Annotated in this window: 22 protein-coding genes and 2 pseudogenes; 7 read left to right on the top strand and 17 right to left on the bottom strand. The window is 58.6% G+C overall.

Translation table 11 applies throughout. From position 1 onward, the window contains the following. Window positions 1–128 precede the first annotated feature (128 nt). Both Z052_RS16645 and Z052_RS16640 read left to right on the top strand, forming a co-directional pair. Window positions 129–422, top strand: a complete 294-nt coding sequence (locus Z052_RS16645) for a hypothetical protein (protein WP_094580718.1) — start codon at window positions 129–131, stop codon at window positions 420–422. Window positions 423–700: 278 nt separating this feature from the next. Continuing rightward, window positions 701–1,729 (top strand): Cdc6/Cdc18 family protein, encoded by a 1,029-nt coding sequence (locus tag Z052_RS16640; protein WP_094520704.1) that lies wholly within the window; start codon window positions 701–703, stop codon window positions 1,727–1,729. A gap of 839 nt (window positions 1,730–2,568) precedes the next feature. On the opposite strand, the gene Z052_RS16635 is transcribed toward Z052_RS16640, so the two are convergent. The 5 genes and pseudogenes from Z052_RS16635 to Z052_RS16615 all read right to left on the bottom strand — a co-directional run. Next, window positions 2,569–3,078 carry a DNA-binding protein gene (locus Z052_RS16635; RefSeq protein ID WP_176450691.1) on the bottom strand — a complete coding sequence of 170 codons (510 nt, stop codon included), beginning with the start codon at window positions 3,076–3,078 and terminating at the stop codon, window positions 2,569–2,571. Beyond that, the gene (locus tag Z052_RS16630; RefSeq protein ID WP_176450690.1) at window positions 3,071–3,766 is read right to left on the bottom strand and encodes a nucleotidyltransferase domain-containing protein; all 696 of its coding nucleotides are present in this window, start codon (window positions 3,764–3,766) and stop codon (window positions 3,071–3,073) included. The genes Z052_RS16635 and Z052_RS16630 overlap by 8 nt, the downstream gene beginning before the upstream one ends. Window positions 3,767–4,033: 267 nt before the next feature. Further along, entirely contained in the window at window positions 4,034–4,849 is an 816-nt protein-coding gene (locus Z052_RS16625) for an IS5 family transposase (RefSeq protein WP_099289261.1), read from the bottom strand. A gap of 70 nt (window positions 4,850–4,919) precedes the next feature. Next, window positions 4,920–5,096, bottom strand: a pseudogene (locus Z052_RS16620) (30S ribosomal protein S14); the annotation flags it as partial. Window positions 5,097–5,131: 35 nt separating this feature from the next. Then, window positions 5,132–5,431 (bottom strand): annotated as a pseudogene (locus tag Z052_RS16615) (NAD(P)-binding domain-containing protein); the annotation flags it as partial. A gap of 64 nt (window positions 5,432–5,495) precedes the next feature. Between Z052_RS16615 and Z052_RS16610 the strand changes: the two are divergent. The 3 genes from Z052_RS16610 (at window position 5,496) to Z052_RS21425 (ending at window position 7,342) form a co-directional block, all read left to right on the top strand. Further along, window positions 5,496–6,782 (top strand): GTP-binding protein, encoded by a 1,287-nt coding sequence (locus tag Z052_RS16610; RefSeq protein ID WP_094519647.1) that lies wholly within the window; start codon window positions 5,496–5,498, stop codon window positions 6,780–6,782. 2 nt (window positions 6,783–6,784) lie between these two features. Beyond that, complete coding sequence (locus Z052_RS16605; protein WP_094519646.1) at window positions 6,785–7,051, top strand: hypothetical protein; 267 nt, start codon at window positions 6,785–6,787, stop codon at window positions 7,049–7,051. 138 nt (window positions 7,052–7,189) lie between these two features. Beyond that, a complete protein-coding gene (locus tag Z052_RS21425; RefSeq protein ID WP_008439973.1) occupies window positions 7,190–7,342 on the top strand; it encodes a C2H2-type zinc finger protein in 153 nt (50 codons plus the stop codon). An 87-nt stretch (window positions 7,343–7,429) separates the two neighbouring features. Here Z052_RS21425 and Z052_RS16600 read toward each other — a convergent pair whose 3' ends face one another. Beyond that, window positions 7,430–7,837: a hypothetical protein gene (locus Z052_RS16600; RefSeq protein WP_053770069.1), complete on the bottom strand. Its 408-nt coding sequence runs from the start codon at window positions 7,835–7,837 to the stop codon at window positions 7,430–7,432. 201 nt (window positions 7,838–8,038) lie between these two features. Between Z052_RS16600 and tsaA the strand changes: the two genes are divergently transcribed. Next, the gene (tsaA, locus tag Z052_RS16595) at window positions 8,039–8,530 is read left to right on the top strand and encodes a tRNA (N6-threonylcarbamoyladenosine(37)-N6)-methyltransferase TrmO (RefSeq protein ID WP_094519645.1); all 492 of its coding nucleotides are present in this window, start codon (window positions 8,039–8,041) and stop codon (window positions 8,528–8,530) included. Between the two features lie 453 nt (window positions 8,531–8,983). On the opposite strand, the gene Z052_RS16590 is transcribed toward tsaA, so the two are convergent. Genes Z052_RS16590 through Z052_RS16565 form a run of 6 tightly spaced genes read right to left on the bottom strand, consistent with a single transcriptional unit; the run spans window position 8,984 to window position 14,275 of the window. After that, entirely contained in the window at window positions 8,984–9,367 is a 384-nt protein-coding gene (locus tag Z052_RS16590; protein ID WP_094519644.1) for a hypothetical protein, read from the bottom strand. A 1-nt stretch (window position 9,368) separates the two neighbouring features. Further along, entirely contained in the window at window positions 9,369–10,661 is a 1,293-nt protein-coding gene (locus Z052_RS16585) for an FAD/NAD(P)-binding protein (RefSeq protein WP_241897974.1), read from the bottom strand. Next, the gene (locus Z052_RS16580) at window positions 10,658–11,716 is read right to left on the bottom strand and encodes a metal ABC transporter permease (RefSeq protein ID WP_094519643.1); all 1,059 of its coding nucleotides are present in this window, start codon (window positions 11,714–11,716) and stop codon (window positions 10,658–10,660) included. Before Z052_RS16580 ends, Z052_RS16585 begins: the two co-directional genes overlap by 4 nt. After that, the gene (locus Z052_RS16575; RefSeq protein ID WP_094580078.1) at window positions 11,713–12,489 is read right to left on the bottom strand and encodes a metal ABC transporter ATP-binding protein; all 777 of its coding nucleotides are present in this window, start codon (window positions 12,487–12,489) and stop codon (window positions 11,713–11,715) included. The genes Z052_RS16580 and Z052_RS16575 overlap by 4 nt, the downstream gene beginning before the upstream one ends. Beyond that, a complete protein-coding gene (locus tag Z052_RS16570; RefSeq protein ID WP_080510588.1) occupies window positions 12,486–12,707 on the bottom strand; it encodes a hypothetical protein in 222 nt (73 codons plus the stop codon). The genes Z052_RS16575 and Z052_RS16570 overlap by 4 nt, the downstream gene beginning before the upstream one ends. Further along, window positions 12,704–14,275: a metal ABC transporter substrate-binding protein gene (locus tag Z052_RS16565; protein WP_094519641.1), complete on the bottom strand. Its 1,572-nt coding sequence runs from the start codon at window positions 14,273–14,275 to the stop codon at window positions 12,704–12,706. The genes Z052_RS16570 and Z052_RS16565 overlap by 4 nt, the downstream gene beginning before the upstream one ends. Window positions 14,276–14,494: 219 nt before the next feature. On the opposite strand from Z052_RS16565, the gene Z052_RS21270 reads away from it, so the two are divergent. After that, on the top strand, window positions 14,495–14,629 hold the full coding sequence (locus Z052_RS21270; RefSeq protein ID WP_275094164.1) for a hypothetical protein: 135 nt from the start codon (window positions 14,495–14,497) through the stop codon (window positions 14,627–14,629). 47 nt (window positions 14,630–14,676) lie between these two features. On the opposite strand, the gene Z052_RS16560 is transcribed toward Z052_RS21270, so the two are convergent. From Z052_RS16560 to Z052_RS16540, 5 genes are read right to left on the bottom strand one after another with little or no spacing between them, the layout of a single operon-like run. Further along, a complete protein-coding gene (locus tag Z052_RS16560) occupies window positions 14,677–15,342 on the bottom strand; it encodes a cobalt-factor II C(20)-methyltransferase (RefSeq protein ID WP_094519640.1) in 666 nt (221 codons plus the stop codon). 3 nt (window positions 15,343–15,345) lie between these two features. Then, a complete protein-coding gene (locus Z052_RS16555; RefSeq protein WP_094519639.1) occupies window positions 15,346–15,735 on the bottom strand; it encodes an iron-sulfur cluster assembly scaffold protein in 390 nt (129 codons plus the stop codon). After that, window positions 15,736–16,308 carry a molybdenum cofactor biosynthesis protein B gene (locus Z052_RS16550; protein ID WP_094519638.1) on the bottom strand — a complete coding sequence of 191 codons (573 nt, stop codon included), beginning with the start codon at window positions 16,306–16,308 and terminating at the stop codon, window positions 15,736–15,738. Continuing rightward, the gene (locus Z052_RS16545) at window positions 16,305–17,636 is read right to left on the bottom strand and encodes a GTP-binding protein (RefSeq protein WP_094553548.1); all 1,332 of its coding nucleotides are present in this window, start codon (window positions 17,634–17,636) and stop codon (window positions 16,305–16,307) included. Before Z052_RS16545 ends, Z052_RS16550 begins: the two co-directional genes overlap by 4 nt. After that, window positions 17,636–18,853 carry a GTP-binding protein gene (locus tag Z052_RS16540; RefSeq protein ID WP_094519636.1) on the bottom strand — a complete coding sequence of 406 codons (1,218 nt, stop codon included), beginning with the start codon at window positions 18,851–18,853 and terminating at the stop codon, window positions 17,636–17,638. Before Z052_RS16540 ends, Z052_RS16545 begins: the two co-directional genes overlap by 1 nt. Window positions 18,854–18,896 lie beyond the last annotated feature (43 nt).

The following is an 18,896-nucleotide window of genomic DNA, read 5'->3' as shown; positions in this document are numbered from 1 at the left end:
TAGTTCTACATAAGAGCGAGGTCACTTAACCAACAAAATCCCGTTGCTGTTGCTTTTGTTGGTTAATCGTTGAGAGTGCGGCCTTTCTCGAGACGGGTCTTTATTTATGTGATAGACTAAGCCAAGGTATGAGCGACTCGGCGTCTCCAAGCGCCTCTGTCTCGCTATCTGAGCCCACTGACATTCCGGCAGTCCTGGATCGGGCTGGTATCGATTATGTCGGTGTTCATGACCAGCGACTACTGGCTATCTATCGCACCGGCATCTTCAATGTGGTAACTGAGTCGGGGACAGTATCGAATGGGCACACACTTCAGATCGACTGCTGGGAAGCACCACTCCCGTCTCAGGGTGATGAGCAATCACCTCAGGAGCTTCTCGAGGACTTTGCCGCCGTATTTGACGCAGGCAACCAGAGCTAAAGCTGTCTGTCTGTATCTACGACCTAGCGACCTCGATGAGCACGTCAGACAGTGTTCTTCATGAGGTCCAGCCGGCTCGAACTACTATGATCAGTATAGAGCGAGCTCCACACCGTTGATTGGGTTTCTGGACGTTTCCGGAAACAGTGTGGTTCCACAATCAGAATCGAGAGACGGCGGAGCAATCGAGGTGAATATATCACTGCGATCAGAGCTTTTCCGGAATCTCCCCAGTCACACTTATATCACTCACGCTGAGAATAACTACCCACCGACCGATGATCCGTGATGCTCGCGTCCTCCGCGCCGGGTTCGTCCCTCGAGAAGTCGAGCATCGCGACGCCGAAGTCAACCACCTCTCGAGCGTTCTTGAACCGATCACGAACGGCGAGCCGGCTGACACGGCCATCGTCACCGGCCCGAGCGGTGTCGGTAAAACCTGTGTCTCGAAGTTCGTTACCGAACGGCTCCGCGAGGAAGTACTCGACGTCGAGGCCACCTACGTGAATTGCTGGCGAAACTATAGTCGCTTCCGGACGCTGTACCAGATTCTCGACGACATCGGCGCGACGATAGACATCCATCGCCAGTCGACACCTCACGACGAGCTCATTGATCGCCTCCAACAGTACGACGGTCCTCGAACCGTCGTCATCCTCGACGAGGTCGACCAACTCGAAGACCCGAGCCTCATCTACGACCTCCACAGTATGGAGCAGTTCGCAGTGATCTGTATCGCAAACAAAGAAGAAGAGCTGTTCAGCCGCGTCGACGACCGCCTTGTGAGCCGGCTGCGCTCCAGCGAACACGTCCGGATGGACAAGTACCACAACGAGCAACTCTACGACATTCTGAGTGCTCGAACGAAATGGGGGCTTGAAAACGGCGTTATCACCGACGAGCAGCTTTATCAGATCGCTGATGCCGCTGCTGGTGATGCCCGTCTCGCGATCGGGATGCTTCGCAGCGCAGCCAGCACAGCTGACCGCGAAAATCACGAGGAGGTCACCAACGACATCCTCCGAGACGCTGCTGAAGATGCTCGGGCTCAAATTAAGCAGAAGAGTCTCGACTCGCTCACGCCGCATCAGCGAGTCGTCTACGATATTGTTCGCGACCACGGCCCACTTGGACCCAGCGAGATTCACGACCGCTATACTGACGCGGTCGACGATCCGCGGACGAAGCGCACGGTCCGGACCTACCTTTCGAAGATGGCACAGTACAACCTTCTTGAAGCAGAAGGCACGAGCCGAGATCGTGAGTACTCACTCGTCGATTCAGCATCTACATCGCCGATACAGTGACTCAGAGGCCGTGGAGTAGGTATTTCGTGGCTTTGTACAATTCCCCTTCTCCAGATATATTCACCTCCGAAATAGATGTTCGGGGCAGGTTGCGAATTCAGAAATAGGCCATACTAACAGGACCTAGCGGCTGGTCATCATCCAAGTGTACTATCCCCTGCTTCACTACAACAAACCCCGTCTGAAACTGCTGTTATTGTAACGAACCCCGTGTCAATACACTACTGACCAGAGTGCGAAATATGTACCCTGTACTGACCACACCCTAAACAGAATATGTCACTTTCTAAGGATTTCAACACCTATGAAAGCCTGCTAGCGCAACAAACCACGTCTGCAATACTATATTTTTCGTCAAGATCGACCCGATCGTGTCCATGGAGAGAGATCGCAAGCAGTCACGGTGATAGCTCAGGAATCGTCCGGCAGGCGGTCAAAACGTGAATGCTATAGCTGTGGCTGACGGCCGCTGCGACCGGCCGATGAGGGCCGCCGAGCCGGCGGCCCTCAGTAACTCACCTCTTGTGGATCAGATTCCTCCATGCGGTCGAGCATCTGGAAGATCGATACGAGCTGCTGCGCTGATGGGTGGTATGTGCGTAAATGGAGCAACACCTATTCGGGCTCGCCGCCCGGATGCCGCTAGCATCCGGGCGGCCTCCCATGATGGTGCTTCCTTGGCACGTAGGCCAATCAGAGCCACGCGTTCGAAGACGCTGTTGAATCATCGGCCTTTGACCACCCCAGTACCTCTTCACGCACGCTGGGGACTTAGCAGGCTTTCATCCCATCAGAGCCGGTACAGTGATATACCATATACGGCAAAGACGGAGCGGCCGTCAGTCGCAGAGACAGACCCCCCCTTCCCGAATCTGGTTCACGCTGAATTGGTGGACGGCGAGGGCAAGACTGGCCATTGCGTCTGCCTGCTCTTCTGTCGGTCTCCCGCCGCCGTAGTAGCTCTCTGTCCGGTTCTCGCTATACAGATCCTTCATATCTTCTGCTGTTTCTTTGGTGAACAGGCCAATCTGGTATGCGCGTTTGTAGCTGAACTCGTGATCTTTGAAGTCCTGAAGTTCATCGTTCGACATCGCGAGCGCGTACGCTTCGATGGATCTCTCTATGGTTCCAAAACTCACCTCGATGATCGCTGTGTAGTAGTCTCCCTGCGCCTGAAGCGTGTTAGTCACCTCAACGAGCCGGCACGCTTTCGTCAGTTGAGTCTTCCAGTCATCGTCGGCACTAATCCCTTCCTCGAACTCTGCTCGATCACGGCCCGCCATCTTGAAGGCGTCTTGTGCCCGCTCCAGGGACTCGAGGATGTCAGTTGGATCAGACCTGTTACTCATCGCTATCACCTCCCTCGAGGAGGAGCTTTTCGACCGTCTCAAACTTGGTAGTGCTGTAGATTGGGATTCCTGAAACGACAATTTCCCGAATGTCTTCTGTGTACATGGGAATCGCTTGGACCGCCTCAACGTCGATGTCGTAAGCATACCTATTCCCGTCGAACTCGGCGTCTTCGAGGTCGCGACCAACAGCGTTCGCCTCTCGTTGGTTTGGGGCTCGATCGTTCGTCGTGAGCACCCAGAGGTCAATGTCGCTGCGCCGATCGGCTTCGCCGCGCGCCACACTTCCGTAAAGAACGATCCCGATGACGCCCTCGAGACGGTCAGTGAGTTCATCGACCGCGGCCTTCACGGGCTTCTGGAACTCTGGTTGCGGTATTCGGAGGAGAGGGTCGTCCGGAATAGCGAGTCGCTCTCGGTTGATCTGAACGAGCCGTTGATTGTTCTCGGGCGATTCAACCACTAATTCGTTCTCGACGAGGGTATTGATCGCTCTCCGAACCGTCTGTTGGGAATGGCCAATCTGATCAGCCACTTCGCGCTGTGAGAACTGTTTGAATCGGTGGTTCGTTAAAAATAGCAAGATGTCGTTCGTTGCCTTGCTTTTGAACAAATCCGCGTCTGCGGCGGGTATTGGAACGGATATGGACACACCCTGGGTGGCGTTCGATTCCGTCTCACGGCTCATGTACCATGCTACGGCTCACTACTATATAAACATTATATGAAATACGGGCAGTACTTAAAAATAATCGAAACACCAGTTATCTGTCGATGTCTTCGATCGCCTCAGCAGCGGGATCACCGAGCTCTCCAGCTTCAATATGTGAGTACCGTTTCCGAACCATCTCTTCGGAGTTATCCAAATATCGAGTAGCACTGAATTATGGATGTGAGATAAAATATTCTGAATAATCGGCTCTGTAGTTTCGGTACACGGCGGCGGATTTCACGGCTATCGGACGCTCCGGCGAAGATTGTATACGGTGGCTTTCAGCAGCATTTCTCGGAACTCTAACCACCAGCTACGCGCACGCACGGCGGAGCCGAGCGTGCGCTTAATCGACGAGAAGACGGTTTCTGACATGGAGCGCTGGTGGTAGCGATCACCGTCCATGCGGGCGTTGTGGGCGTGATCGAGTGGATTCATGATCCGGTGTTTAATCAGCGGTCTGATGCCATTTTCGCGGAGTTCGTCGCGGAATGATTTCGCGTCGTAGCCGCGATCAGCAGCGAGGCTCCGCAGGTCGCCAGCGTTGCGTCGGGCGACCTGCGGGCCGATCTTCGCATCGTGCTTCTTCGAGGCGGTCGAGTGGATGTCGGTGATGTACAGCGTTTCGACATCCACGAGTGCGGTGACTTTCAGCGCTCTGACGCGGTAGTTCGTGCGGTTAGCGTAGTGGCGGCTAGGCTGATCACGGTCAAAGCCAGTCGAATCGATAGCAGCGTGGCCGGTGCGTTTCTCGGCTGACGCGCCGAGAAACACACGCCACGTCTTAGTTGGAATCCGCTCAAACCACGTGCGAAGCACCGTGTAGTGTGGAAGTCTGGTGAGTCCGATCTCTTCAAGAACGCCGGGCATTTCTGAGAGCAAATCCACGGCGACGCGGTAGGATTTGGCCAGCTCGATGCGGAGTGCATGCACGGTGAGCATCGCCCACTCTGCGAACCCGCCCCCCCCTTCGGGGTCGGCGGGTTCGTCCGGATTAGCGACAACTGATTTAGCCTTAGCCACCGTAACACGCGTGAAGAGACGGATTTCGGATGTCACACCGATCTGTCTCTTCGCTTTCTACAGCAATAACGGAGTCGTCGGCTTCACGTCTAGCGAAACTACAGAGCCATTTTTTGAACCCCATCTTCGGAGCCAGCTCCCGAAACGATTGTCGGCAGAGCCAGATGTCGTACTTACCGACGAGACCTTGTTCGCGTCCCGTCATGCGGCAGACGTGTCGGTCGTCTCTCGAATCGTTCAGCTGATCGATCCCACTATCTTTCTGCGGAGTATCTCGTGTCATGATTAGCAGTCGCACATGTCGGATTCGCAGTAGGACAAGTCCTCGAGGAACATGTTCTTGTCAGGATACTCTTCGAGCGCAAATGCGGGCGAGGTGTTAGTGGTGACGGCGTTGAGGTCGCGGCAGCCGAAGCTGTTGCTAGGAAACGATGGCGTGATGAGGCGCATTTCTTCTGGCCACTGTAGGAACGCCGCCCCGACTTCGCCTCGCTCGAGGATGGCGTAGGAGCCGAGACCCAGATCCGCGAGGACGGCCCCAAGACCGACGCCTGCGGCACCTGCCCCGACAATCGCTACGTCGAGCGACTCGTGTTTACGGGCTTCTTCGGATGTCACTGTTAACAATATAGGGTAGTAGATAGCCAATTATAAATAATATACGCTCTAGTCTTAATAACAGATGAGTCGAGAGACGATTCCCGTCACCGTGCTGAGCGGCAACCTCGGCGCGGGCAAGACGACCGTGCTGAACAACCTCCTGAACACGCGAACGGACCTAGACGTCGCGGTCCTCGTCAACGACATGGGCGAGGTGAACGTCGACGCCGAGCGCGTCGCCGAACACTCGGACATCTCGGAGGACGACGAGGACCTGATCGAACTGTCGAACGGCTGTATCTGCTGTGAGCTACGCGGCGACCTGCTGGACGCGCTCGCGAAGCTCGCACAAGCCCGCGAGTTCGACTACTTGGTAATCGAATCGACGGGCGTCGCCGAACCGTTGCCGGTCGCCCAGACGCTCACCATGGGATTCGACCAGGGAGACCTCGACCCCACGGAGTTCTACGAGGAGACCGGCATCGAAGTGATGGACTACTACGAACTCGACACGACCGTCACTGTGGTCGACGCCCACCTGTTCTGGACAACGTTCGATTCGAAGGAATCGCTGATGGACGGCGACACCGAGAAAGACCTCGGAAGCCTCTTGATCGAACAGATCGAGTTCTGTGATGTCCTGCTGTTGAACAAGTGCGACCTCGTCGACGAGGAGACGCTCGGCGAGATCGAAGAGATGATCGAAGTGCTGCAACCGCGCGCGAAGATCATCCGAACCGAACACGGCGCGGTCGATCCCGGCGAGATCCTCGATACAGGACGGTTCGACTTCGAAGCAGCGAGCCAGTCCGCGGGGTGGCTACGGGAACTCCAGCAGCCGCACGAGTCCGCCGAAGAGGAACACGGCGTCACGTCGTTCGTCTACACGTCGCGCCGTCCGTTCCATTCTGAACGGTTCGCTGATCTGCTCGACTCGTTCCCCGCGAACGTCGTCCGCTCGAAGGGTCACTTCTGGCTGGCGGGTCGCGAAAAAATGGCACTCGGATTGAACGTCGCGGGACAGTCGATCCGAGTTGGGTCGGCCGGTAATTGGATTGCGACGCTGCCGGAGAACGAGCGCGAGAGCTACTTCGAGGCCAATCCGGAGCTCGAAGAGATATGGGACGACAAGTGGGGTGACAGGGGGACCCAGCTCGTGCTCATTGGTACGGACATGGACCACGACGCGCTCCGCACCGACCTCGATGCGGCCCTGCTGACCGACGAGGAAATGGATGCCGACTGGACCGCCTTCGACGACCGGTTCCCGACGTGGGACGACGGAGACTCTGCCACACTTGAAGAGGGGACCGAGGAGCCGACCGAGACGACCGACGACGGCGCCGAGGAGGTCGGCCTCGCGGACTGACGATGTCCTCGCCACGATCCCTCTTCCGGACTGTCGTCAACAAGAACGCACCACACGAGACCCGTAAAGCGGCGATCGGTGAGCTCGCCGAGATAGACGCGACGACACAGCTTCGCGTTATCGTCGTCGCAGACGGCCTCAACGGGTCGTTCCGCCGGAACGCGTTGAACGCGCTCGGTCGATGCCGAGCGACGACAGAACTCGGTGCGCTGGTCGACGACGCAAGCCTACCGACAGCGCTCCGAGAGCGGGCGGACCAGCTTCGCTAGCGCTCGATGCGGTTGGTCAAATCTCGTTTTGAGCTCGGAACTTAGTTAGTAAGTGTTCCAATTTAATATTCTAAAGCAGTTTTCACACTCCGTTTTTTAATAATACTCTTGTATATATGGTCCTGAGTTGTTAATGTAATGTCGTACACCTGCTCCAGCTGCGATGCACAGTTCCAGAGCGCTGCCGGCGTGACCCAGCATGTCGCGCTTCACCACAACACGTGTGCCGAGTGCGACGAGAATTTCGACGACACCGATTCGTTGCGCAACCACATCCACGAGAACCACTGAGCGATCAAGGAGAAAGCCTCGCGCTTCAGCGCGAGGGGAATGTCAAAGGGAATTGAACCGCAGAGCAAATTCGAACCGGTGAAGCTGTTAATCGCTTGTGCTGCTGTACAGGTAAACCGACACGATCGCGAGGAAAGCTTCCGCAACCTTCGTGATGGTGACAATTGGATTAATCGCCCCGTTCATGTAGAATGCTTCAATCCCCCAACCCCGGAACGGGAATAGCGCAAGAATTGTCACCAACGAGTACACTGCAGCCACCAGGAAAAATGAGCGTCGCCAAAACCGGGTGAAATACAGTGCTGCTCCGCCAAGGAAACCTAGTCCGTTAAGCACGAAGAGAACCGCCAGCACAACGCTCATTTCAATCGCTCGCGTCGTCGCCACGAGATGGATGAGTCCCGTAATGAGGGCCAAAAGAACCGCCACATACCCGATCGATTCCGACGGCCACTGAAGCATACTGTCTGACTTTGTTGTATGGTTCGTACCCATACACACAATACTATCTGAACATATAAAAGTGAACGTTATTATATAGCATCGTGGGAATCAGCTGTCCACTGTTTCGGAGGATAGGCTGGTTTTGTGTCCAATATCTATTGACTTGTGGTGCTATTCACCAATCACTACGCCGCGGAAAATATCTGTCTCGGTCACGATACTGATTTTTCGGTAGAAGACGAAGCAACGAATGTGCCCAAAGACACATTCAGCTACGAATCGATTGGAGTGATTCGGACGTCGTTCGAATCAGCAGAAGGAATGCCGATTCAACCGATCGGGGCAGATTCAGTCACAGGAACTGTCGAAATCGAGGCGTCGTATGCGGACGGATTAGCGGATCTTGCCGAGTTCTCGCACTGTATGCTGTTGTACCATTTTCACGCATCTAGCGATGAAGCTCCCCTACGGATCGAACCGTTTCTCGATGACGAACAGCGAGGAGTCTTCTCGACACGGGCGCCACAACGTCCGAATCCGATTGGCCTCTCCGTTGTGGCAATCGAGTCCGTCACAGAACAAGAACTGACCGTGAGCGGTATCGACGTCGTCGACGGGACACCATTGCTTGATATCAAACCGTTCGTTCCCGAGTTCGATATTCCGTCCGAGGTGGAGACAGGCTGGCTCGATGCGTCGGAATCGACGATCCGATCAGAACAGGCCGACAAGCGGTTTCTCTGATAAAGATACAAGTGCATACCTCCGTCTTCAGGCGGAGGTCGAGCGACACTCGGCTCGTTTGTTCCGGTAGTTTGAAGCCTGTGGCCTCCAGTTGTCACGGATGCTACGGAATCGGTGAGAGGCCGTCCCCGAACCACAAGGGGTGGTGAACTAACGGTGGTCCACACGGCAATGACACGGATTCCGACGGGGCCTCATTGGCCGGGCCACAGCCCTACGAGGGAGACAAACGAGAGTTTCCCCGGTGTGTCGCCGGTTCCCTCCGAGTGCGGGTTGGAACCAAATGGCGACGACCGCCCGAATCCGATGGTCGGATTCCTCCGCGTTTACGCGGAGGAGGAGGTCAATTCCCGGTCGCTACTCGTGGATATTCTGAGTGAGTTTCCAGTCCTACAAACGAGTTGTCTTACCGCGACAGGCGAGCGCTTTATATATTCAGCTTCATTCATCTCGCTACGGCCAGTTGCCGCCAGTTGAGGACGTAGTCTCAATCTCCCAGTCCGCAGTGCCCGCAGCGTCGGTCACTAATTGAAACGTCCAGTCGGGTACTGTCTCTACCACCCTCGCGGTCTCGTCTGTCCCGACGAATACGTACCGTTCCGTCTCGAAGTGTCCTCGGACCGCCGTCAGCGCCTCCGCTATCGAACGTGGTCCGGACAGGAACTCTTGGTGGTATCCGGCCTCTCGCACCCGTCGTCGTTCGATGTACGACGGCTCCGAGGGGACGATCCCGACGTAGCTGCTCCAGGTAGTGGCGTCTTCGAGGGCGTGGGCGGGCCGTGCGAGTCGATTGAGTGCGCCAAGCGAGACAGCGAGCGTGAGATCGGTCGAAGCCACGTCACGATCCTCCTCGAGAGCTCATCGGGAGCGGGCCTGTCTGCGCCTGATCTGGTGGGTCGAGAATCCGTTCTGCGGCCCGGCGGGCACCGACGATATTGCGAGCGAAAGGACCGACGCTGGGCTCCGCGAGCGCGCCCGAAATGTACACCGCGGACTCAGTACCGTCGGTCCGTCTCCACGCGAGGGTTCGATCGTTGAGAACGGGGAATCCCTCGGCCCCGCGTGCGAGCGATAGTGACTCGCTGACGCGGCCGACCAGCGGCTGCTCGGGAACCGGTTCGAATCCGGTCGCGAGGACGACGCGTGCGGCCGTCGCTTTCGTGCCGTCGTCGAAGCGGAGGGATAGCCCCTCGTCTGTCGCGTTCACAGACGTGATTTCGCTTTGCCGGTGTTCAAGCGCACCACCGTCACGCGCTTCGGACAGTCGTCGTTCGACGTACGGCGGGATCGTGGCGTCGTTGCGGGCGGACCGGATCCGATCGAGACGAGCCTCCGATCCCGGCGGGAGCGTGTGGATCTCTTTGCCGATGTGACGCCAGTTGATCCAGTGCGGGTCGGCCTCGGTCAGTTCGATTTCGAGTTCGTGACGCGACAGGAGTGTCACCGTGGTCCGCTCTGCCAGACGGCAGGCGAGGTGCCCGGCAGTGATACCCCCTCCGACGACGAACGTTCGCCCCTCGAACGGGTCGGGCGTCGCCGGGTCGAACGCTTCGTCCCAGACGTGTGCGAGCGGCGCGTCGTCCGGGAGCGACGCCGTCCACTCTGGGAGCGTCGGTGTCGCACCGAGCCCGACGGCCAAGACGACGCGGTGGGTCTCAATCGCTCCCGCGTCCGCTTCCACCAGATACGTCTCTGTGCCCGCAGACCGGGAAACATTGGTTATCTTCAACCGATGATGACAGTCGGAAAGCTCACGACGCTCGATAACGTCGCGAGCGTGGTCAAGAAACAGGTCGAGAGTCGGTCGGTCCGGGTAGTTCTTCGTCGACACGAGTTCGTTCGCTCGGTGGTGTCCTTCCGCGAACGACTCGAGCGAGAACGACTCGGTGTCGATGTGGTGGACGAACGTCGACCGGAGGGTCTCCATGCCGCACTGATTGGCCTTCTTGGCGAACGAAGCGAGTAACTCCTCGCGCGGGTCGAGGATCCGAATCTCGTCGCGCGTGTACTCACTCTCCGTAATGAGGTGGTTTGCGAGGCAAGTGCCGTGAATTCCGCCGCCAACAATCACGTACTCGTAGGGGGGATCACCACTCAGTGAGTGATCAGCGGTCAACCTAACGACTGTCACTCTCGTTTTCCTCCGTCGACTTCCAATTCTTTTCGGTGGTGATTGGACTGACGATCACTGAACCGTTGTACGATCGGAAGCCGATACCCCAACTTTCGACTACTAAGCGCGACGGCGTACACTGCAATCGCCGCGACGACGATCGAGCCGCCGGCCGCAATTCCGTAGACGTACGACAGCGTCACACCGGCTATCGCCGCGAACTCGGCGGCGAGGATCGCCAGTAAGATGGATTGCTTGAAGCTCTCGGCGACTTGCGCCGCAGCGGCGACCGGAACGACGAGCATCGCAGCGACGAGGATGACGCCCATAATCTGCATCGCGCTGACGACGACCAGCGCCGTGAGCACGACCATGAGGCGTTTGTATAGGCGGACGTTCAGTCGCGCCGCGCGGGCGGCCGTCGCGTCGAATGTGACGTACAAGAGTGGCCGATAGGCCAGCGTGACGAGGCTACCGACAAGGACACTCATTAACACGAGGATACCGACGCTCTCTGTCGAGACAGTCGCCAAACTGCCGAAGAGGTAGGCGTCGATACCGACCGCGATGCCACCGTCGGTGGCAGTGATAAGGATACTGCCGACTGCGAATCCTCCCGTCAGGACGATCGCCAGCGAGGTGTCGCTGTACGCTCCGGCGTGTTCGACGAGCAACTCTACGAGTAGCGCCGTGACGATTGCGACCACGAATGCGGTGAGCAGCGGCGATAGCGTGAGCGAGAAGGCCGAATTGAGGAACAACCCGACGGCGACGCCGGCAAAGGCTGTGTGCGCGAGCGTATCGCTGATCATCGCCATCTCTCGATGAACGAGGAACGTCCCGACGACCGGCCCAATGAGAGCGATACACAACGCAGCGAGGTAGGCACGTTGCATATACGGGTATTCGAGCATCGGCATGCCGAGCAGGTCGGCCAACACGTCCATTCCGGGACCAAAGACGTAGTTGAGGAACCACTCGATAGGGGCGAAGACGTTGACAGCAAAAAGCGGAGTCGCTATCACGTTGTCGAGTGGAACACTCTCTCCGAGGCGACGTAGTGTGAACATTATTTGTGGTCGTGCTGGAGGATGTGTTGGTCTTTCCCATAGGCCTGCGAGAGAGCATCAGTCTCGACGAACTCCTCCGGGTCGCCGTCGAAGAACAACTGACGGTTGAGACAGGCGACGTCCGTCGCGTGTGTGGTAACGACACCGATGTCGTGCTCGATCAGGATGACGGTCAGCCCGGTCGCGTTCAAGTCATGGATGAGGCCGTAAAACTCCTCTCTGGATTCGGCATCCACGCCGACCGTCGGTTCGTCGAGTGCGAGCAGATCGGCCTCTGAGGCGAGCGCACGGGCGATGAACACCCGTTGGCGTTGACCACCGGACAGTCGACCGACCCGGCGAGACGCGAGGTCTGTGATTCCCACCTGTTCCAGCGCGTCTTCGATCGCTTGCCGGTCCGCTGCCGAGAATCGACCGAAAAGCCGCCGCGGGTACCGCCCCATCTCAACAACCTCTCGAACCGTGATCGGCATATCGCGCGCCGCCTTCGTCGCCTCCTGTGCAACGTATCCGATCCGTTCACCGGCGTCGAACTTGTGGGCAGGTTCGCCGAACAGCGACACCGTGCCTTCGTCTGGTCGACGAAGTCCGAGCATCAAGTCAAGCAGCGTGCTCTTGCCGCTTCCGTTCGGCCCGACCAGTCCGAGAAAGGAGCCGGGCTTGACGTCGATCGACACCGACTCGAGAACCGGGACTTCTCCGTAGCCAAACGTGACGTCATCGACGCTGATGAGGGGGTTCCCCGACTGTTGCCGCTCCATCGTTGCTGTCGTCATCGGTAGTCGTCGAGGTCGACGAACGAGTTCCCGTACGCCGTAATCCAGGTTGTTGTCCGATACGGAACAGCCACGTCCGGCGGATAAATCGTACAGACGGGTCTCTCCGCAGGGCCGACGACCAATGCCATCAGTCCCGAACGAGGGCTCTTGGATGGGCTGGGCTCGGCGTTTCCGTCCCACTCCGGTTCCGTGTCGCCAGACGTGGTGTCGCTCATTCTGCGTCGAGGGCCTGCTTCAGGGTCTCGAGATTGATGTTTTCCATGATCTCAATGTAGCCCCAGCCCTCATCGGCCCACTCCTGGGTCTGTCCGGGAATCGGCGTCAGCGGGAGGACTTCGGTGGCGTCGGTCTCTGCGACGAGCTGGTTCGCCGCTGTCTGGGATTCGAGCGGGTCAGCACAGACGTACTGGAGGTCGTGTTCGGCGATGATCTCTTGGGCCCGTTCGATGTCCCTCGGCGTCGGCTGGTCGTCCGGTGAGAGTCCTGTCAGCGTCCGGACCTCGAAGTCGTAGCGCTGGCCGAGATACTGGAAGGCGTTGTGACCAGCGACGAACACGACGTCTTTCGAGGCGCCCTCTAGCGCGGACTGGAACGACTCGTCGAGTTCGTCTAGGCGGTTCCGGTACGATTCGGCGTTCTCGGCGTAGGCACTGGCGTTGTCGCCGTCGACGTTGACGAACCCGCTCCGGATGTTGTCGACCGCCTGCTTCGCTCGCTCAGGGTCTAGCCAGAAGTGTGGGTCAGCCCCGCCAGAGTGGTTGTGGCCGTGTCCCTCCTCGCCTTCGTGATCGGCTTCTCCCTCGTGCTCGCCTTCGTGTTCTTCTCCACTCTCGTGGCCGTGTTCACCCTCATGCTCGCCATCGCCCTCGTGTCCGTGTCCGCCCGCACTCTCGGTCACTTCGGGTTCGATGACCGACCCACTGCCGTCGGTGAGCGTCGCGTCGAACTCAGCGGGAGCGTGCTGGGCAAAGAGGACATAGTGACCCTCTGTTTCGATGTCGATGGAGAAAGTCGTCTCACCGGAGTCCGCGAACTGGAGGTGATAGAGTGACTCACTGGACGGCGTGAGTGTCTCGCCGCCTTCGACCGGTGTGTGCGTGTCGTGGTCGCCGTAGAGGGCGGCCGCAGTTTCCTCGACGTGGTGAATGCCGTGGTCGCCACCCTCGTCGGTCGCGATGACGGCGAGCTGCATCCTCGGATCGGGGCCCTCGTGGAACGTGTGCGTGTAGGTGCCAGCTTCGAGGTGGTAGAGGCCAGCCCACTCCCAGGGAGTCTCCCCACCGTGATCGTGCTCTCCTTCACCGTCGTGGCCTTCCTCGTGTTCGCCCTCATGATCTCCTTCGTGACCGTGATCGTGGTTGTGTCCGCCTTCGATGAGGTTGATACCAGCACCGGCAGCGACGATATCGACGTCGGCGTCGTCGTCACCGAGACTCGTCACGAGGTCGTCAGCCCACGGCTGGAAGCCCTCCATTCCGTAGAGAAAGAGGTCAGATTCGAGGATTGCTCCCTGAATCTGTGGCCCTGGTTCCCACCCGTGGCCGTGTTGGCCGATCGGGACGAGCGTCTCTGCGGTCGCGGTGTCGCCTGCAACCTGGCTGGCCAAGTCCCCGAATACGAAGAACGAAGACTGGGCTTCCGGCACGGTATTCTCTGTCGCTGTTGAGCCGTCATTCTCCGCCGCGCCGGAATCGCCATTGTTCGATGTACAGCCCGCGAGCGCACCGATGGTTGCCGTACCGAGTCCAGCTGCGATGAGTCGACGTCGGGTGTATCGAGGCATCTATTGATAATAATAGCAGACCAGATAATAAAGACTGTGATTTCAGACATCTAAGTTAATAAGAAGCACTAACTGAAATCTGAGTTTAGTAACCGGTGTCGGGGTAACTAATGCGAGTCGTAGAATTACTAATGATTGCTACCTCGAAATCCGTATTACACAACCCTGAGAATGGTGCTAACAGGTTTTTCCTACTCGTAGCCCGAATGAATGGATGTAATGTGTCACTGCTTCAGCGACCTAGCCGAGATGAGTGATGAAGAGCGTACGGAAATCCTCCGCGAACACTCGACCAAAGAACTCCGCGCGGAATACTCCACGGAAGAACTAGAAACCCTCGGCGTTATCGCCTGAGGCTAGTTCACGTTGGTCTTAATCGGACGACCGACAGCGTCAGCCCGTCACTTAGACCCAGTCGCTGCCCGTTTCTTTGCGTACGCGAGCGTGTAGTAGTCTCGATCAGTTACCTCTCCGGGATTGTTCGTAACGAGGGCCTCTTCGGTATCCATGAAGAGTCGCCGTCCGAACGTCACCTCGTACCCTGCTTCAGTCATCTTTTCGTAGGTCGTCGGTGCGTCAGTCACTTTGAACAGGATCAACCGATTCGGACCGATCGGTGCTTCTCCGTCGGTCGCCTCGCGGAGCGTCAGTTCAGCGCCAGCGTCGATGTCGACCCCGAGGACCGAAGCGAACGCCGTCACACTGCTGACACCGGGGACGACTTCGATGTCGACGCTGGGGTGCTGCTCGCGAAGCGTCCGACGCAGGTGTCCGAACGTCGAGTAGATACAGGGATCGCCGAGCGTGACGAACGCCGCGTCGGCGTCGCGTGCGTTCGGCGCGACTTCCGCGGCCGCCACCTCCCACGCCGCTTCCAGCTCTTGTGGGTCGGTCGTCATCGGGAACTCGAGGTCACCCAGTTTCGAGTCGGGAACGTACTCGGCCGCGACGCGCCGTGACAGTCGTCCGGGTGAGTAGACGATGTCGGCCGATTCGAGCCGTCGCTTGCCGCGAACCGTGAGCAGGTCAGTCGCGCCCGGCCCCAGCCCAATTCCGTACAGTGTCATCGGTTACGTGCCCTCCTCATAGTTCTCGATGCCGTCCTGAACCACCTTCTCCGCGAGTACAGCACACGGGACGCGCATTGGCGTCAGCTCGACTCCCAAGAGATCGAGGGCGTCCTCACGGTCGAGGTCATGAACCTCCGAGAGCGTCATTCCTGGGAGCTCTTCGGCGAGCAGGCTCGCGCTCGCAATGCTGATCGCACAGCCCTCTCCAGTAAACGTGACCTCTTCGATCGTTTCACCGTCCTCGGCGAGTCTGAGGTCGAAGGTGAGTTCGTCGCCACAGGAAGCGTTCTCGCCAGTGTGAGAGACGGTAGTTGGCGAGAGGCGCCCCCACCTTCGAGGATTGCGGTAGTGATCCAGGATTACCTCCTGATACATTTTGGACCCCTGCATCTACTCCACCCTGTGTCGCGTCGCGAGTCCGGCGAGATGCGGGGCTTCCTCCGCGATAATTTCGGCCGTAGCGAGTTCAGCGGCGTTCACGCTTCCGGGCAGCACGAACACCGGGACGTCGCGGGCGATACCCGCCGTCGCGCGGGTCGCGACGACTCGGGTTCCGACCTCCTCCCACGAGAGCCGCCTGAACGCCTCGCCGAAGCCTGGTAGCTCGCGGTCGAAGAGTTCGCTCACCGCGTCCGGACTGACGTCGTCGACAGTGACTCCAGTCCCGCCGGTAGTCACGACGAGGTCAATGTCCGACCGATCCAGACACTCGCTCACGGTGGTCTTAATCCGGACGTAGTCGTCCGGAACCGTCCGGCGTGACGTGACGACGTGACCTGCGTCGACGAGAGTGTTTGCGACGGCGTCACCACCGGGATCAGTTGGGTCCGCCTCCGTGGCGGTTCCTCGGGACGAGGAGATGGTTACGATTGCGACACCGAGGGGATCGACGCAGTCGTGACCGTCTTGATCCGTCGTCCGCCGGTCCGCCGCCGACGGGAGCTCTGAGTGATTCCCGGTCACTGTCCCTCACCGACCACGAGACGCTGTTCCATCGGTGGCTGAGACCGGTCCATCGTCCCCGGAAACGGATTCTCGAGTTCGTCCCAGTTCTCTGCCATCTCCGATTCTGAGAGGAGACAGTCGTCGAGGGCGGCAGCGATGGCCGAGTCGTCCATTCCAGCACCGATGAAGACGAGTTTTATTTCACGGTCTCCCCACTGTTCGTCCCAGTGGAGATCCGGTCGTGACTCCCGATAGGATTCACGCTGGGACTCGGGGACCGTGACCGCCCATCGGCCGTTGACTTCGACGTGCGTCTGCGTACCCGCTTGGCTCAAGTCCAGCGCGTATCGCTCGCGTCCAGCGACCCACAAGTGTCCTTTCGCCCGGACGACGGACTCGGGGAATGAGCGGAGCCACTGGGTGAACCGTTCCGGATGAAACGGCCGGTGGCGCTCGTACACGAACGAGTCGACACCGAACTCCTCCGGCGGGTGACGGTGATCGTGGTCGTCACCCTGACCATCGTGGGTACCGTCGTGACCATTGTCACGCTCGGAACCCTCGTCGTGACTATGACCGCCACCGTGGTCCATCTCTGCTGATTCCAGCTCTCCGGCCCCTCCGTGGTCGTTTGAGAGCACCTGCTTCCACCGGGCGGACCCTTTCGCTTGTTCTCTGTCGAATCGTCCAGTTCCGAGAACGTCGTCGGGTTCGACGGCGCTCTCGGTCGTGCGGGTGATGTCGATTTCGGGGTGGAGCGTTTCGAGCACGCGTTCGACCGCCTCGCGTTCGTCTTCCGTGACGAGGTCACACTTGTTGAGGACGAGTACGTCGCAAAACTCGACCTGCTCGGCGAGGAGGTCCGAAAGCGGTCGAGAGCCGTCATCCGTCGACTTGATCGGACGACCGTCGACGAACGCCTGATAGAACTGTGCGGCGTCGACCACTGTGACGGTCGTATCGAGATCGTACAGCGTCGACGCACGTGCGGGCGAGACGAACCGCTGGGCGATGGGGACCGGATCGCTGATCCCCGAGGCTTCGATGACTAAATAATCGAACTCCTCGTCGAAGGCCAGACGCAGCAACTCCTGGTCCAGTTCGTTCTGGAGGCCGCAACAGATACAGCCGTTCGACAGTTCCGTGACGCCGCCGTCTTCCAGCGAGAGCTCAGAGCCGTTCTCGATGAGGTTGGCGTCGACGTTTACTTCGCCGACGTCGTTGACGAGAACGGCGATATCGTACTCCTCGCCGCCGACGGTAAGGAGGTGGTTCAGCAGGGTCGTCTTTCCGGCGCCGAGACCGCCACTCAGGATTGTGACCGGGGGTTGCTCGTCGACGGCCATCAGTCGTCAGCCAGTGCGAGTTCGCGCTGTTCGTCGGCGGTGAAAGGATCCGGATACTCGTTCCAGTCCTCCTCCATTTCTGCGTCTGAGAGGACACAGTCTTCCAGTCGCTCGACTAGTGTCTCCTGATCGAATTCGCGGCCGATGAACACGAGCTCTGATCCCCGGTCGCCCCACTGGTCGTCCCAGTCCTCTTTGATGCCGGGGCGGGCGGCGAAGTAGCGCTCCTGTTGGGCCTTTGGGAGCGTGGCGATCCACGTCCCTTTCGGACCGGCCCGAACCGACTGGCCCGCTTTGTCGAGACCCATCGCGATGTCTTCGCGACCGGCGGACCAGAAGAAGCCCTTCGCGCGAATGATACCGTCGGGGAGGTCGGCGAAGAAGCGAGCGATCCGCTCGGGGTGGAACGGTCGGCGGGATTCGAAGACAAACGAAGTGACCCCGTGTTCGTTGGCGGCCGACTCGTGGTGATGGCCGTGCTGGAGTTCACGCTTCCATCCGGCAGACTGACTTGCGCGATCGAAATCGAACCGACCCGTATTCAGGATCTCTCTGGGGTCTATTGCTCCGTGTTCGGTTCGGACAATATTTGCTCGCGGTTGGAGTGCCCGTAACACTGCCTCCATCTCTTCAAGTTCATCATCGGGGACGAGATCGCACTTGTTCAACAAGAGGACGTCGCAGAACTCGATCTGATCCATCAGCGCCTCCTCGGGGACGCGGTTCCCTTGTGGATCGATGGATTCATCCGTGAGGGCCTGACCGGAATCAAACCCCTTCCAGAAGCTGTGCGCGTCAACGACGCTGACCATTGTATCGAGTTCGTAGACCCCCGTAGGGTCGAAATCCGCGTCTTCGAACCCGCGAGCAAACGTCTGTGCGACCGGAATCGGTTCGCTGATCCCAGACGACTCCACGAGGAGGTACTCGAAGTCTCGCTCTTCAGCCAATCGGCCTACCTCGTCAAGCATGTCCCCGCGAAGCCGACAGCAGATACACCCGTTCGACATCTCGATGATTTCATCGTCGTTCTGGGTGAGATCCGACTCGCGTTCGACGAGGTCGGCGTCGACGTTCACTTCGCCCATATCGTTTACTAAAACGGCGGCGTTGAGTTCCTGTTCGCTACTAAGAATGTGGTTGAGCGTCGTCGTCTTGCCAGCTCCGAGGCTTCCGCTGAGAATTGTTACCGGGATCGGGTCGTTGTTGGACGGCATACTCTGGTTATGAATCTGCTACACTAAAATACTAATTATTATG

This window comes from Halorubrum sp. C191 (genome assembly GCF_002727095.1).
Taxonomy (GTDB): domain Archaea; phylum Halobacteriota; class Halobacteria; order Halobacteriales; family Haloferacaceae; genus Halorubrum; species Halorubrum ezzemoulense.
The sequence above is the reverse complement of the archived record's forward strand: the minus strand, read 5'-3'. Positions and strand labels throughout refer to the sequence as shown.